At 61.6% G+C, this 14,093-nt stretch carries 13 protein-coding genes; 7 read left to right on the top strand and 6 right to left on the bottom strand.

Annotated features, from left to right (window positions below; translation table 11 throughout):
- Positions 1-2: 2 nt before the first annotated feature.
- A complete protein-coding gene (locus PH551_RS20520; protein ID WP_085777183.1) occupies positions 3-938 on the bottom strand; it encodes a histone deacetylase family protein in 936 nt (311 codons plus the stop codon).
- 266 nt (positions 939-1,204) lie between these two features.
- Here PH551_RS20520 and PH551_RS20515 point away from each other — a divergent pair, with 266 nt between their 5' ends.
- Positions 1,205-1,606, top strand: coding sequence for an acyl-CoA thioesterase (locus PH551_RS20515; RefSeq protein ID WP_085777184.1), 402 nt, complete (start codon positions 1,205-1,207; stop codon positions 1,604-1,606).
- A gap of 293 nt (positions 1,607-1,899) precedes the next feature.
- On the opposite strand, the gene PH551_RS20510 is transcribed toward PH551_RS20515, so the two are convergent.
- Positions 1,900-2,550 carry a GntR family transcriptional regulator gene (locus PH551_RS20510; protein ID WP_097597731.1) on the bottom strand — a complete coding sequence of 217 codons (651 nt, stop codon included), beginning with the start codon at positions 2,548-2,550 and terminating at the stop codon, positions 1,900-1,902.
- Positions 2,551-2,715: 165 nt separating this feature from the next.
- Between PH551_RS20510 and PH551_RS20505 the strand changes: the two genes are divergently transcribed.
- From PH551_RS20505 to PH551_RS20495, 3 genes are all read left to right on the top strand, one after another.
- Positions 2,716-4,140, top strand: coding sequence for a malonyl-CoA decarboxylase (locus tag PH551_RS20505; RefSeq protein ID WP_285194686.1), 1,425 nt, complete (start codon positions 2,716-2,718; stop codon positions 4,138-4,140).
- On the top strand, positions 4,137-5,651 hold the full coding sequence (locus PH551_RS20500; RefSeq protein ID WP_285194684.1) for a malonate--CoA ligase: 1,515 nt from the start codon (positions 4,137-4,139) through the stop codon (positions 5,649-5,651). Before PH551_RS20505 ends, PH551_RS20500 begins: the two co-directional genes overlap by 4 nt.
- Before the next feature lie 93 nt (positions 5,652-5,744).
- A complete protein-coding gene (locus PH551_RS20495) occupies positions 5,745-7,094 on the top strand; it encodes an SLC13 family permease (protein ID WP_285194683.1) in 1,350 nt (449 codons plus the stop codon).
- Positions 7,095-7,187: 93 nt separating this feature from the next.
- On the opposite strand, the gene PH551_RS20490 is transcribed toward PH551_RS20495, so the two are convergent.
- Positions 7,188-7,574, bottom strand: coding sequence for an ectoine synthase (locus PH551_RS20490; RefSeq protein ID WP_085779980.1), 387 nt, complete (start codon positions 7,572-7,574; stop codon positions 7,188-7,190).
- A 232-nt stretch (positions 7,575-7,806) separates the two neighbouring features.
- Here PH551_RS20490 and PH551_RS20485 point away from each other — a divergent pair, with 232 nt between their 5' ends.
- Both PH551_RS20485 and PH551_RS20480 read left to right on the top strand, forming a co-directional pair.
- Entirely contained in the window at positions 7,807-8,700 is an 894-nt protein-coding gene (locus PH551_RS20485; RefSeq protein ID WP_285194681.1) for a LysR substrate-binding domain-containing protein, read from the top strand.
- A 598-nt stretch (positions 8,701-9,298) separates the two neighbouring features.
- Positions 9,299-10,438 carry an acyltransferase family protein gene (locus tag PH551_RS20480; protein WP_285194680.1) on the top strand — a complete coding sequence of 380 codons (1,140 nt, stop codon included), beginning with the start codon at positions 9,299-9,301 and terminating at the stop codon, positions 10,436-10,438.
- Positions 10,439-10,634: 196 nt separating this feature from the next.
- Here PH551_RS20480 and PH551_RS20475 read toward each other — a convergent pair whose 3' ends face one another.
- Genes PH551_RS20475 through PH551_RS20465 form a run of 3 tightly spaced genes read right to left on the bottom strand, consistent with a single transcriptional unit; the run spans position 10,635 to position 12,505 of the window.
- Positions 10,635-11,198, bottom strand: a complete 564-nt coding sequence (locus PH551_RS20475) for a biotin transporter BioY (RefSeq protein ID WP_285194679.1) — start codon at positions 11,196-11,198, stop codon at positions 10,635-10,637.
- Between the two features lie 24 nt (positions 11,199-11,222).
- Entirely contained in the window at positions 11,223-11,831 is a 609-nt protein-coding gene (locus PH551_RS20470; protein ID WP_285194678.1) for an energy-coupling factor transporter transmembrane component T family protein, read from the bottom strand.
- On the bottom strand, positions 11,831-12,505 hold the full coding sequence (locus PH551_RS20465) for an energy-coupling factor ABC transporter ATP-binding protein (protein WP_285194677.1): 675 nt from the start codon (positions 12,503-12,505) through the stop codon (positions 11,831-11,833). The genes PH551_RS20470 and PH551_RS20465 overlap by 1 nt, the downstream gene beginning before the upstream one ends.
- 312 nt (positions 12,506-12,817) lie before the next feature.
- Here PH551_RS20465 and PH551_RS20460 point away from each other — a divergent pair, with 312 nt between their 5' ends.
- Positions 12,818-14,008 (top strand): winged helix-turn-helix domain-containing protein, encoded by a 1,191-nt coding sequence (locus PH551_RS20460; RefSeq protein ID WP_285194676.1) that lies wholly within the window; start codon positions 12,818-12,820, stop codon positions 14,006-14,008.
- Positions 14,009-14,093 lie beyond the last annotated feature (85 nt).

The raw sequence follows: 14,093 nt of genomic DNA, 5'->3' as shown, positions 1-14,093 counted from the left end.
TCTCAACCCTTCATCATTCTCAGAATATGCATGCCCGCCGATTCGGCCAGCCCCTCGAGATCATAACCGCCTTCGAGCAGGCTGACGACCCGGTTCTTCGCGTGCCGGTCGGCCAGTTCCAGGACTCTGCCCGTCGCCCAGTCGAAATCCTCACCCGTCAGATTGATCTGCGCCAGCGGATCACGGTGATGCGCGTCGAAGCCGGCGGAGATGATGATCAGATCCGGCCGGAAATCGTCGAGCGCCGGCAGCACGCGCGATTTGAACGCTTCGCGGAAATGGTCGCTGCCGACATTCGGCGAAAGCGGCGCATTGACGATGGTATTGTGCTTGCCCTTCTCCTCCTTGGCGCCGGTGCCGGGATAGAGCGGCATCTGATGCGTCGAACAGAACAGCACCGAGGCATCGTCCCAGAAAATATCCTGGGTGCCGTTGCCATGGTGCACGTCCCAATCGACGATGGCGACGCGCTCGGCGCCGTGCCTCTTCTGCGCATGGCGGGCGGCGATCGCCGCATTGTTGAAGAAGCAGAAGCCCATCGCCGTCATCTTCTCGGCATGGTGCCCGGGCGGACGCGCGGCGACGAAGACATTGTCGGCCTGGCCGGAAAAGACGTCGTCGACCGCCGCCATCGCCCCGCCGATGCCGGTCAGCGCCGCCTGCAGGCTCTTGACGCTGGCATAGGTATCGGCTTCGAGCTGGTTGATCCGATCCTCTTCCTCGGGAATCTCCCTTATGACAGCGGCAAGATGCTCCTCCGGATGGGCAAGCAGCACCGCATCCTCGCTCGCCTGCGGCGCCTGTCGGCGCTCCAGCCGTTCGAAATTCGGATGCTCCAGCGCGACGTTGATGGCGCGGATCCGGTCCGACCGCTCGGGGTGTCCGGCGGGCGTCACATGTTCCAGGAAGATCGGGTGTTCGTAAAGACGGGTGCTCATGGAGACACTCTATCGGCCGCTTCTGTCATGTTCCACAGCAGATGGGGCATCGCCCGCCGATTTCAACAAGTGCTCCCGCGGCGCTTGCGCACGCTCCGGGACGCGAACCGTTGCTCGCAATATTTGCTCCGATCGCATCGTCATACCCCCGGCGCGCCTTCGAGAACCTGCAAGCCAGGCTCTAACGCTTTGAATCAAATCTGTTTCGATCCAATGAATTATGCAGTAATGTCGGTTTGGGGGAATGTTGTAAGGCAGTATTGTTGATGAGTGAGTCAAAGCGTCCTGGGGTGACGGAAATACGCGTGCCGTTTCGCGATGTCGATATGAACGGCAAGATGTTCCTGGCCTCCTATATTTCTTACGCTGAATCCGTCATTGCGAGCTTCTGGTCGGCACGGCCCGATGTAGACGACGAACCGCTCTATAGCGCCAGCAAGATCTCCTGTATGCTTCACCGCCCGCTGCACCATGACGAGCCGGCAATCTTCACCGCCGCCATCGACAAGATCGGCGTGCGCTCCATCGGCTTTTTGGTTTCGATCGACACGGGGGAGGAGCGCGCAGCCGAGGTCGAGATCATATGGCAGGCCCGCAACAGAGAGGACGAGCAGCCGGCCTCCCTGCCGGAGGAAACGCGCGACTGGCTCTATGGATTTTTGGATTAGGGGCGTTGCGGCAGGTAGCGATGAAGGACGAGCGAGAGACCGGTCGGTGGGACGCCGACGACGTCGTGAAGTTCATGTATGGAACACAAAGAGCCGCGCTGCTTCTGGCGCTGCGGGATTTCTGGAAAGCACTTCGCTCGGCCTGGCCGAATAAGAAAAACACTTTCGATTCCCCGCATCGTGGAGATGAACCTCAAGAGTAAGAGCCCGGTGCTTGCGGTTTTTACGCAGATGGTTTCCTTGATCTCCGCGATGCGGCTCGGCTTTCCGCCGGCTGAAATTTGGGCCTCTCGTCATCTCGACGCCATGCTGGCCACCAGATCGCTGAACCTCTCGCCCTGAATGCCGACATGCGTTCGCAGCAGGCGGCGGGCGGCATCTCCATCTCCGGCAAAGATCGCGTCGACGATGGCGCAATGTTCCGAGAAGGAGGTCGACAGGCGATTGCGCACGCGCAGCTGGAGGCGGCGGTACGGCCGCAGGCGTCGATGCAATTGCTGGCATTGCTCCTCAAGGAAATCGCTGCGGCTTGCCGCGTAGATCGCCTTATGGAATTCCTCATTGTCATAATAGTAGGCATCGCTGTCGCCGGCGCCGGCCGATTGCTCGCAGCGGCTGTGGGTGGCGGTGATCGCTTCCCGGGAGGCCTTGTCCAGCCGGCGTGCGGCGAGCGATCCCGCCAGGCCTTCGAGTTCCGCCATCACCTCGAACATCTCATAGATCCGGTGCGGGCCGGGATCTATTACGATCGCACCGCGGCGCGGGCGGATTTCGATCAGCCCGATGGCGTCAAGCTGCATCAACGCCTCGCGCACCGGCGTTCGCGATACGCCGAACCGATTGGCAAGCACCGTTTCATCAAGCCGTTCACCGGGGGCGAACTCGTAGGAAAGTATCGCGTTCTCAATCTCATCCCGAAGCCACCGGCCGGCATTCTCTGACATTTGTCTCGCATCCTTCATACACAAGCGCCAATCTTGTATACACGAATGTTGACGCCGTGTACGAAAGATGACACTCTACATACTACCGATGAAGCTCGGCGATGGGAAGCAGATGGTCTGAATGGCCGCGCAATACGGCTGGTCTTCGGAAGAGAGGAGAATGGCATGCCCGAGGCGTCTTTCTTCACCGACATGCTGCAAAGCATCACGGATCACGGTCGCCAGCTTTTGTTTTCCGGCTCGCGCAACACACAGGCCGCCGCCAAAGCCGATCTTCAGACCCTCTGTGAAATGCTGCTGTCGAGCCGGGGCGAAGCATCCGGCATGGCCCTTGCGGCCGAGATACTCGATCGCTGGGAGGCCCTCGACAGCGGGGGCGCGCAGACATTCCTCCAGATGCTTCACGAAAAATTCGGGCCTGATGCGAGCAAGCTCGACCAGGCGATTGAACGCTACCGCACCGACAAGAGTTCGGCCGCCGTTATTGCGCTCCACCAAGCAGCCGAGCCGCGGCGGCAGGAGCTTCTGCGCCGGTTGAATCACGCTCCGAACGGCACCGCCACGCTCGTTCGCATGCGTCAGCAGCTGCTTGCTTCCAAAGACCGATCAGAAGCCTATGACGCGCTTGATGCCGACTTCACGCATCTGTTCGGCTCCTGGTTCAATCGCGGCTTCCTGACGCTGCGACCCATCGACTGGTCGACGCCGGCAAACATCCTGGAGAAGATCATCAAATACGAGGCCGTGCATGAGATCGCCAGCTGGGAGGAGTTGCGCCGTCGCTTGGCGCCGGCCGACCGTCGATGCTTTGCCTTTTTCCACCCGCGACTGGCCGACGAGCCGCTCGTCTTCGTTGAGGTGGCGCTTACCCGATCCGTTCCGAAGGCGATCGCCGATGTGCTCGATGAGGGCAGGGAGCAGATCAATGCCGACGAGGCGACGACGGCCGTCTTCTATTCGATCTCCAACTGCCAGGATGGCTTGCGCGGCATCTCCTTCGGCAATTTCCTGATCAAGCAGGTCGTGGAAGACCTGCGCCGCGACCTGCCCGGCCTGAAGAATTTCGTCACACTGTCGCCGGTCCCGGGCTTTGCCCGTTGGCTTGCCAAGGTGCGCGCCTCGGCAGACGGCCTGGTTCTATCCGAAGCGGCCCTGAAAACGCTGGCCTTGCTCGACGATCCGAACTGGCCCGGCAAGGAGAACGGCGCGGCCGAAGTGGAGCGCGTATTGCTGCCGCTTGCGGCCCGCTACTTCCTGACCGAGCGGACGCCGGAGGGCCGTCCCGTCGATCCCGTTGCCCGCTTCCATCTCGGCAATGGCGCGCGGCTTGAACGATTGAATTTCCTCGGCGACCGCTCGCCCAAGGCTATCCAGCAGGCGCACGGTCTGATGGTCAATTACCTCTACAAGCTCGACGACATCGTCGCCAACCACGAGGCGCTGGCGCAGCGCGGCGAAGTGATCGCCTCGCCCGCCGTCAAGAACCTGCTCAGCCAGAGCGATGACGGCCGCCGCGGCGGCCATGGCCAGCAGGGCTCTCGAGCATTCGTACAACTGATGAATTCCACGCTTGGAGGAGGGCGAAAGTGAGCAACCATCTTTTCGACGCCATGCGGGCCGCCGCGCCCGGCGACGCAGCGTTCATCCGGATCGATAGCACCCGCATATGGACCTATGACGACGCTTTCGCTCTTTCCGGCCGCATCGCCGGCGCGATGGACACGCTCGGCATCCGCCCCGGCGACCGGGTTGCGGTGCAGGTCGAAAAAAGCGTCGAGGCGCTCATCCTCTATCTCGCCTGTCTTCGCAGCGGTGCCGTCTACCTGCCGCTCAACACCGCCTATACGCTGGCCGAGCTCGACTATTTCATCGGTGATGCGGAGCCGCGTCTGGTGGTCGTCGCCCCGGCCGCCCGGGAAGGCGTGGAGACCATCGCCAAACGCCACGGCGCGATCGTCGAAACCCTCGACTCCGACGGTAGCGGCTCTTTGCTCGATCTTGCGCGCGACGAGCCGGCCGACTTTGTCGATGCCTCGCGCGCCGCCGATGATCTGGCCGCGATCCTCTACACCTCGGGAACAACGGGCCGTTCGAAGGGAGCGATGCTCACCCATGGAAATCTGCTCTCCAACGCCTTGACCCTGCGGGACTACTGGCGCGTCACATCAGATGACCGGCTGATTCATGCCCTGCCGATCTTCCACACGCACGGGCTCTTCGTCGCCACCAACGTCACGCTGCTCGCCGGCGCCTCGATGTTCCTGCTGCCGAAGTTCGACGCCGATGAGGTCGTTTCGCTGATGCCGCAGGCAACGATGCTGATGGGCGTGCCGACCTTCTACGTGCGTCTCCTGCAAAGCTCGCGCTTCGACAAACAGGCGGCGGCCAACATTCGCCTGTTCATCTCAGGCTCGGCGCCGCTGCTGGCGGAGACGCATACCGCGTTCCAGGCGCGGACAGGCCACGCGATTCTCGAGCGCTACGGCATGACCGAAACCAATATGAACACGTCGAACCCCTATGACGGAAAGAGGATTGCCGGGACGGTGGGCTTGCCGCTGCCTGACGTGACGGTGCGGGTGACCGATCCCGCCACCGGACAGGTGCTGCCGCCTGAAGAAACCGGCATGATCGAAATCAAGGGGCCGAACGTCTTCAAGGGCTATTGGCGCATGCCGGAGAAAACCGCGGCCGAATTCACCGCCGACGGCTTCTTCATCAGCGGCGATCTCGGCAAGATTGATCGGGACGGCTATGTCCACATCGTCGGCCGCGGCAAGGATCTGGTGATTTCGGGCGGCTACAACATCTATCCGAAAGAGGTCGAGAGCGAGATCGACCAGATCGACGGTGTCGTCGAAAGCGCTGTGATCGGCGTGCCGCATCCCGATTTCGGAGAAGGCGTCACCGCCGTCGTCGTGTGCAAGCCTGGCGCCGTCCTGGATGAAAAGAGCATCGTCAGCGCTCTTCAGAACCGCCTCGCGCGCTACAAACAACCCAAACGCATCATCTTCGCCGAAGACCTGCCGCGCAACACGATGGGCAAGGTTCAGAAGAACATCCTGCGGCAGCAATACGCCGATCTTTACACCAGGACGTAAGGCGACCGCCCTCAGGGAGGAGGACGCGCCGGCATCCGCATCAAACTTGAACGCAACAGCTACGGCGCTGGAGGCGCCGGAGGGAGGGGAATCATGGGTATTGAAATACTGGCCATAGGCCTGCTGGTCGCGATGTTCATCATTGCGACGATCCAGCCGATCAACATGGGCGCGCTTGCTTTTGCCGGCGCCTTCCTTCTCGGCTCCATGACCATCGGCATGAAGACCGGCGATATTTTTGCCGGCTTCCCGAGCGATCTGTTCCTGACGCTGGTCGCCGTCACCTACCTCTTCGCCATCGCGCAGATCAACGGCACCATCGACTGGCTGGTCGAATGCGCCGTGCGCCTGGTGCGTGGACGCATCGGCCTGATCCCATGGGTGATGTTCCTCGTCGCCGCCGTCATCACCGGTTTCGGCGCGCTTGGGCCGGCCGCAGTGGCCATTCTCGCCCCTGTGGCCTTGAGCTTTGCCATTCAGTACCGCATTCACCCGGTGATGATGGGTCTCATGGTGATCCACGGCGCCCAGGCAGGCGGCTTTTCACCGATCAGCATCTATGGCGGCATCACCAACCAGATCGTCGCGAAGGCCGGCCTGCCTTTCGCTCCGACGTCGTTGTTTCTCTCGAGCTTTTTCTTCAACCTGGCGATATCAGTGCTGGTGTTCTTCGCCTTCGGCGGCGCAAAGGTCATGAAGCGCGCGCCGGCAACATCACCTGGCCCCTTGCCCGAACTGCATCCCGAAGGCGTGTCGGCCTCGATCAGGGGCCACGGCGGCACGCCGGCCAAGCCGATCCGGGAGCATGCCTACGGCACGGCGGCCGATACGGCGGCGACGCTGCGTCTCAACAATGAAAGAATCACCACCCTGATCGGCCTGACGGCGCTCGGCATCGGCGCCCTGGTTTTCAAGTTCAATGTCGGTCTGGTCGCCATGACCGTCGCCGTTGCGCTGGCGCTGCTGTCCCCGAAGACCCAGAAGGCGGCCATCGACAAGGTCAGCTGGTCGACCGTGCTTTTGATTGCCGGCATCATCACCTATGTCGGAGTCATGGAGAAGGCCGGTACGGTCGACTATGTCGCGAACGGCATATCCAGTCTCGGCATGCCGCTGCTGGTGGCGCTCCTGCTTTGCTTCACCGGCGCCATCGTCTCGGCCTTTGCATCTTCGACCGCGCTGCTCGGCGCCATCATCCCGCTTGCGGTTCCGTTCCTCATGCAGGGGCATGTCAGCGCCATAGGCGTGGTCGCGGCCATCGCCATCTCGACGACGATCGTCGACACCAGCCCCTTCTCCACCAATGGCGCCCTCGTGGTTGCCAATGCGCCGGATGACAGGCGAGAGCAGGTCCTCAAGCAGCTGCTGATCTATAGCGCGCTGATTGCCATTATCGGCCCGATCGTCGCCTGGTTGGTGTTCGTCGTGCCGGGGCTGGTTTGACGGCCACCGCCGAACCCATCGCTTTCCGCCACGGACCATCGCCCGCGGCGGCGAAAAACCTGAACGGCGTGGTGTGCGGGCGGGGCGGCCGGCTCAGTATTCCGAACCGCTTCTATTGCTTAGATCGTGACGTTCCGTGCCATTCAATGGTGGATTGAAGACGCTGACGAGGATGAGATCCTCATCCTTGCCACCCCGCAAATAGTGCCGATCGTGTTTGTCGAGAACGTAGATATCGCCGGCGCGGATGGGGAAGACATTGCCGTCCATATCCTCGACCTCGCCTGCTCCCTGGATGCAGTAGCAGGCCTCCAGATGGTTGCGGTACTGCAGCAGCGCTTCGGTGTTGGCGCGAACAACGGTGTGGCAAACCGTAAACCCCATCCCGTCATCCCTGGTCAGCAGACGATGGCTTGTGCCATTGCCCCAATCGACGAAACGCTCGGTCTGCTCGACTTCTCTCAGGCTTCTCACAAACATGTTCGTCTCCTCGCGAATGGCAGAGATGTGTTGATCTCCGTGATCCATTAGGCACTGCAGCCGCGACTCTTTCAAATGATCTAATTTGAGAGACTTGTTAGAATATTCTACACATAATCTGGCGCGGGCCGAGGGCGAGCGGCTATTCTCCGGCATGTTCGGAGCGATACTAAAAGATTTGACATATCGGGCGGCCAATGGATCCTGCTGCTTATGTGAGGAATTCGAACATATGCAACTGCCGCCGCTGAACGCATTGAGAGCCTTCGAAGCAACCGCCCGGCTCATGAGTCTTTCAAAGGCCGGAGACGAACTGCACGTGACCCATGCCGCGATCAGTCACCAGATCAAACATCTGGAGACATGGATGGGACGCAAGCTGCTGCAAAAATCCGGACGCGGCGTTGCACTGACGCCGGCGGGCGCCGAATATTACCTGGCCGTTTCGGGCTCGCTCGCTGCCATCGCCCACGCCACCGGCAACATGCGCAGAGACCACAATATGCGTTCGATTACCGTGGGATGCATTCCTTCGATCGCGTCGCGCTGGCTGGTTCCGGCACTTCCATCTTTCCGGGAGAGCGATCCTGATCTTGATGTCAGGATCGTCTATGCAAAGGCGGAAGAGCGCTTCGATGACGAAAGCCTGGATGTTCTCATTACCATGGGAGAAGACGTGTCAGGGGGACGGGAGAGCCGCCTGCTTTTCTCCAGGCGCAACCAGCCGGTGGCCAGCATTCATTATCTGGCAAAGCGAAACTGGACGGCCGACGGCGTTCCCTTTGCGGCAGCCGAACTGCTGCACGATGAATCCATGGACGGCTGGAAGGAATGGTTCCGAAAGGCTGAGATAACGGCGCCCGACCCGCTTCGCGGGCCGATATTCCAGGACTTCAACATTCTTGCCACGGCGGTAATCGCTGGGCATGGCGTCGCACTATGCCCTGTCGAAGTGTTCCGGCGAGAGATCGATCGCGGCGACCTCGTTGTGCTCTCGGACATTTCGACGGCAGAGACTCAAGGCTATTACCTGATCACCAGCTCCTGGGCGAAGAAGCCGGTTCGCCGCTTTGCGGAATGGTTCACGGCGGAGTGTCAATCCGGCGGCCCGCCGACCATGGAATAGGCTGGAAACCACGGGGCCCGGCTCGTTTCGACCCGAGCTGAAATGTCATGAAAGTTTCATATTGGTGCTATTGCGGCGATTGAAAAATAATCTACACTTTTGATCAGGAAACGCGATTTCCTGAAGCAAACGAAAGGAAACTGATTGGATTCATATCTTCTGACGACCATGCTCGTTGCAGGCCTACTGGCCTTTGCCCTGACCGCGGTAAGAGCAGGAGCAACCGCCCACACCAGCGCAAACACCAGGCGAAGTCCGGGTTCAGGTAGCGACGGCGGAATTGGGTTCGAGGTCTCTGATGACGGTGGCTGCGATGGCGGCGACGGAGGTGGCGGGGACGGTGGAGGAGGAGACTAGATCAACGGAAATCGATGGAACGCCCGACCGCCTCAAGGCGGTTTTTTGTTGCCCGAACTCCACTCCGTACCAGGCCTCCAAATAGGCCGGAATGTCAGGCCCGCTCGAGGATTGCGGAACTGATCTGACGGGCGAATAGACGAACGGATCCGACACGCAATCCAATTTATGGGTCGTCACAGGAAACTTGAGCCCTATGTCTGTCGAGGCGGGCTGGGCGAAGGTGTTGGAGACAATCAATATGGCTAAATCTGCGGCGGGAAACCCGTATATTTACGGGATCGACGCACTGCGCTTTGCATGTGCCCTGATGGTGACAGTGTTCCATCTCGGATTTACTTCCTGGGCCTCGCCTTTATATCTCAGACCGTACAAAATGCCGGCGATCGAGAATGTCGCCCAGCCCGGATGGGTCGGCATCGAATTGTTCTTCGTCATATCGGGCTTCGTCATCGTCAATTCCGCCGCTTCCGCCAGCGCCCTGTCATTTCTCAAGGGGCGTATTCTGCGGCTCTATCCGGCGGTATGGATCTGCGCATCGCTGACGCTGATCGTCATTGCCACACAGGACGTCAACTGGCGCATCCTCATGAACTATCTGCGCTCGATCACGCTCTATCCCGGGGGACCCTGGATCGATGGCCAGTATTGGACCCTGGCATGCGAGATTTGCTTCTACGCCATCGTCTTCATCATGTGCGCGACCGGGCAGAAGACGAGGATGTCCGCCCTGGCGCTCGGCCTGTCGCTGGCCAGCGCGGCTTTCATCGCGCTGTCTTACGCCGTTCCCGATGCAGCCATACAGGACATGTTCACCGAGACCGCCTGGCGGGCCATCCCCTTTTACTACGGCTGCCAATTTGCCGTCGGCATCTATATCTGGCTGCTGTCCCAAGGCCGGATGAGTGGGATAACCTGGCTGGGCTTCTTCTGCGCCTTGGCGGCGGGGGGCGCCCAGATCTACATGGCCGGAGAGAACAGCAGCGACCGCACGCTCACCGCAGCGGGTCATTCTTTCTCCTCCTTTCCCGCAATCGCAATCTGGCTGGCTGGATTGATATCGATCGTCGCAAGCGTCGGCTATGCCAAGCGGATCAGCCGTCTGCCAACCCTGTTGCTTCGATCGGTGAAAACCTTCGGCGCGATGACTTATCCGCTCTATCTCCTGCATCTCGCCATCGGCGTCCAGCTTCTCGACTGGCTGACCGCCCGCGGAATGGCGCCGCTGCTGGCACTGGCTTTGGCCGTCGCGATCATCTGCGCCATGTCGCTTGCCGTATGCAAATGGGGAGAGCCGCCGATGCGGAGCCTTTTGCGAGGATTGCTCGATCGGCTTGGGCAACGGGCTGCCGTTTTTCTGGCGAGGGAGTCTCGGGTCTAGGGGTAAAATCGAGGAGAGGGAGTAGGCCCGAGGCGCAATGATGTCCGAATTCCTCCTTCTCGGCTCTTGCCTCGACCTTGACCCCACTCTCCGTCCTGCTCGGGCTTGCCCCGAGCATCCATGCGACATCCTCTAATACGCAGTGGCCACCTTCGGTGGAAGGCGGCCACTGACGGTATGGATAGGCCCTAAACGCTCAAGCGCGCGCCGGCAGCAGGGGATAGCCGACCATGACCGCGCGCCCAAGGAGGGCGGCGACGACGGCCTTGATCACATCGCCCGGAATGAAAGCCATGGAGCCGACGAAGGCTTTCGTGAAGCCGAGGCCTGCGACGGTCGCGAGATAGGTGATGCCGAAGGCGTAGAGCACGACGATGCCGCCGATCATGGCGGCGAGGAAGAAGCTCACCGTCTGCACCAGGCCGGATTGCCCGTGGTTGACCAGGCGCTCGCTGAGATAGCCGGTGACGAAGGCGGCAAAGATCCAGCCGACGAGGAAGCCCGCCGTCGGCGAGGCGAAGATTGCAAGGCCGCCGCGACCGCCGGAAAGCACCGGCAGGCCGATCGCGACCAGGAGCAGCACGATCAGCACGGCGATCGCGCCGCGCCGGGCGCCGAGCACGACGCCGGCCATCATGACGCCGAGCGATTGAGCGGTGATCGGCACCGGAATGAAGCCGAGCGAGATCGGCGGCAGCAGGCCGAGCGCCACGATGATCGCGGCAAAGAGGGCGGTAAGGACGAGGTCGCGGGTGCTCATCATGAACTCCGTATTAAAAAATCGTTAACTTCCATGCCGCCGAATGCAGCGCGCGTCAATCGCCGCGGCGACATTATCCGCGTCCTTCAGCGTCAGAATGATCAGCGGCGCAAGCATACTTGTCGGCCGGACCTTCAGCCCACGCGCCATGTGCGCCTCGCGGATCGCCTGGTAACGGTTGACGATCTCAGGCACGAAGCGCAGCACCAGTCCGAGAGCAAGGCCGATATCGTCGGCCTGAACCCGGCCGGTGCGTTCGAGCGGGCGGGCAAGCGCCGTCACCTCGTCGATGAACTCGGTAATTGAAGTCGTCGCCGTCACGCTGGCGGCGAGAAGCATCAGCGCCGTCAACCGTAGCACGGGCACGAGCGCCGCCTGCCAGGGATTGAAGATGAAGTTTAAGAGGGCGGCGACCGCAATCGTCAGGAAGATCGGCCGCAGCCGTCGCAACGCCTCGCCGAGCGGCAGGCCGACCGTGCCGTAGAGCACCGCCGCCACCAGGACGCCGCCCGAGAGCAGGAGGAGATTGTGGCCGATGAACAGCAGGATGGCGAAGGCCGTCAGCGACAGGAGCTTTACCCGCGGCGAGAGCCGGTGCATCGGGCTGTTGCCTTCGACGTAGAGTGTCTGCATCAGGCGGCGATCTCCCGATAGCGGGCGACCGCTTCGGCCGCAGGCGCATCGGCGGCAAGCCGCCCTTCGTGAAACACGAGCACCCGATCGAAACCGGCGATCAGCTCAAGGTCGTGGGTGATGACGATGGCGCTTTCCGGCAGTCCGGCGATGATCCTCTCGACCAGCGCCCGGTTTTTGAGATCGAGCTGGTTGGTCGGCTCGTCGAGGATGAGAATGCCCGGGCCGGTCGCCAGCACCGAGCAGAGCGCCGCCAGCTGGAGCTCGCCGCCGGAAAGCTCGTGCGCCCGGCGATCGGCCAGCGCCTCGGCGCCGAAGCGGGCCAGCACGCCTTGGACCCTTGCCTCGATCTCAGCCTTGCTGAAGCCGCGCCGCTTCAGCCCGAAGGCGATGTCGTCCTTGACGATCGGCAGGATGATCTGGTTCTGCGGCGACTGGAAGATGAAGCCGACATCGGTGACAACAGTCTTCTCGTCGGCCGTGTCGCGGCCGTTGACCATGACGCGGCCAGTAGTCGGCTTGGTCAGCCCATTGATCAACCGCGCAAAGGTGGTCTTGCCCGAGCCATTCAGTCCGATGATGCCAATCCGTTTGCCGGTGATGCCGAGCGTCAGCGGCTCGAGCGCCACCCGCGCCCCGAAACTGACACCGGCGCCTTCGAAGCGAATATCCAAACTAATTCCCTCGCATTTTCTACCGGAGGGGTTGCCGATGCCGGCCCCTCATCCGCCTGCCGGCACCTTCTCCCCGTAAACGGGGCGAAGGGACCATGCCGCGCCCTCTCGGTTCCCCGCGGGCCCCTCGCAGGGCACATCCCCTCGCCCCGTTTACGGGGAGAGGGTTAGGGTGAGGGGCAGCCATTGGCGCCAACCCGACAGCAGTGCTTCTATACGGGGAAGCTAGGATGATGAAAGCGCAAATCGCGATGCCGACATTTGGGCGGATAATCGGGTGGCTAGGAAGATTTTCCGCGTTATGATGGATGCATGACGAATCTGCTGTCCAATTCCGATGCCCGCCGTGTCTTTCTTGCCAAGCAGGGCCTCAGCGCCCCACCGAACCGCGCCTTGACCAAGGCCGGCCTGCTGCAGTTGATCCACGATCTCGGCTTCGTCCAGGTGGACAGCATCCAGACGGTGGAGCGGGCGCATCATCAGATCCTGTTTTCCCGCAACCAGACCTATCGGCGCGAGCATCTGAAGGCGCTGCTCGAAAAGGAGCGCGCGCTGTTCGAGCAATGGACGCACGACGCCTCCATCCTGCCCAGCGCCTTCTTCGTCTATTGGAAGCACAAGTTCCGCCACCAGGAGAAAGTCCTCGTCGAGCGCTGGCGCAAGTGGCGCGGCGAGGGTTTCGAGGCGGCTTTCGAGGAGACCTATGAACGTGTGCGGCGCGACGGCGCGATGCTGGCGCGCGACGTCAAGGCCGATGGCCACGTCTCCGGCGGCTGGTGGAACTGGCATCCGAACAAGACGGCGCTCGAATATTTCTGGCACACCGGCAAGTTCGCCATCGCCGGCCGCTCGAATTTCCAGAAGATCTATGATCTGACCGAGCGCGTTATCCCCGCTGAATTCCGCGAGCCGGAGGTGAGCCGCGAAGACTTCGTCGATTGGGCCTGCCGCAGCGCGCTTGCCCGCCTCGGTTTCGCCACCCACGGCGAGATCGCAGCCTTTTGGAACCTGGTCTCGCCCGACGAGGCCAAGGGCTGGGTATCAGCCCATCGTGACGAACTGACCGAAGTGCTGATCGAACCGGCGCCCGGCGGCAAGCCTCGCCCGTCCTGGGCCTTTGCCAACTTTCTCTCGACGCTCGACACCTATCCGGACGCTCCGCCGCGCATCCGCGTGCTCAGCCCCTTCGACCCGATGATCCGCGACCGCAACCGCACCGAACGCCTGTTCGGCTTCTTCTACCGCATCGAGGTCTTCGTGCCCGAAGCCAAGCGTGAATATGGTTATTACGTCTTCCCGCTGCTCGAAGGCGACCGGCTGATCGGCCGCATCGACATGAAGGCCGATCGCAAGAAATCGACGCTCGACGTCAGGCGACTCTGGCTGGAACCGGGTGTCAAGGCTTCAACCGGGCGGCTGGAGAGGCTGGAGGCCGAGCTGGATCGGGTGGCGCGGTTTACTGGCGTCGAGAAGGTGGTGCTTTTGGAGGGGTGGAGAGGGTAGTCGAATTGCTCTCTGCCCGTCTCTCGCCTTTACAAGGAAGGCCGTCATTAGAGCCGGCCGAATGAAGGCGTTTTTGTACGCCGAC

Origin of the sequence: Rhizobium atlanticum (assembly GCF_030182485.1) — a bacterium.
Classification (GTDB): domain Bacteria; phylum Pseudomonadota; class Alphaproteobacteria; order Rhizobiales; family Rhizobiaceae; genus Rhizobium.
This window is presented reverse-complemented; position numbering and strand designations above follow the sequence as displayed.

Excerpts from the sequence above, each read along its gene's own strand:
- PH551_RS20510 (WP_097597731.1), bottom strand. The coding sequence starts at position 2,550 with ATGTCAGAGAATGCCGGCCGGTGGCTTCGGGATGAGATTGAGAACGCG.
- PH551_RS20475 (WP_285194679.1), bottom strand. The coding sequence starts at position 11,198 with ATGAGCACCCGCGACCTCGTCCTTACCGCCCTCTTTGCCGCGATCATC.
- PH551_RS20460 (WP_285194676.1), top strand. The coding sequence starts at position 12,818 with ATGACGAATCTGCTGTCCAATTCCGATGCCCGCCGTGTCTTTCTTGCC.
- PH551_RS20490 (WP_085779980.1), bottom strand. The coding sequence starts at position 7,574 with ATGTTTGTGAGAAGCCTGAGAGAAGTCGAGCAGACCGAGCGTTTCGTC.
- PH551_RS20520 (WP_085777183.1), bottom strand. The coding sequence starts at position 938 with ATGAGCACCCGTCTTTACGAACACCCGATCTTCCTGGAACATGTGACG.
- PH551_RS20515 (WP_085777184.1), top strand. The coding sequence starts at position 1,205 with ATGAGTGAGTCAAAGCGTCCTGGGGTGACGGAAATACGCGTGCCGTTT.
- PH551_RS20485 (WP_285194681.1), top strand. The coding sequence starts at position 7,807 with ATGCAACTGCCGCCGCTGAACGCATTGAGAGCCTTCGAAGCAACCGCC.
- PH551_RS20495 (WP_285194683.1), top strand. The coding sequence starts at position 5,745 with ATGGGTATTGAAATACTGGCCATAGGCCTGCTGGTCGCGATGTTCATC.
- PH551_RS20470 (WP_285194678.1), bottom strand. The coding sequence starts at position 11,831 with ATGCAGACACTCTACGTCGAAGGCAACAGCCCGATGCACCGGCTCTCG.
- PH551_RS20480 (WP_285194680.1), top strand. The coding sequence starts at position 9,299 with ATGGCTAAATCTGCGGCGGGAAACCCGTATATTTACGGGATCGACGCA.
- PH551_RS20505 (WP_285194686.1), top strand. The coding sequence starts at position 2,716 with ATGCCCGAGGCGTCTTTCTTCACCGACATGCTGCAAAGCATCACGGAT.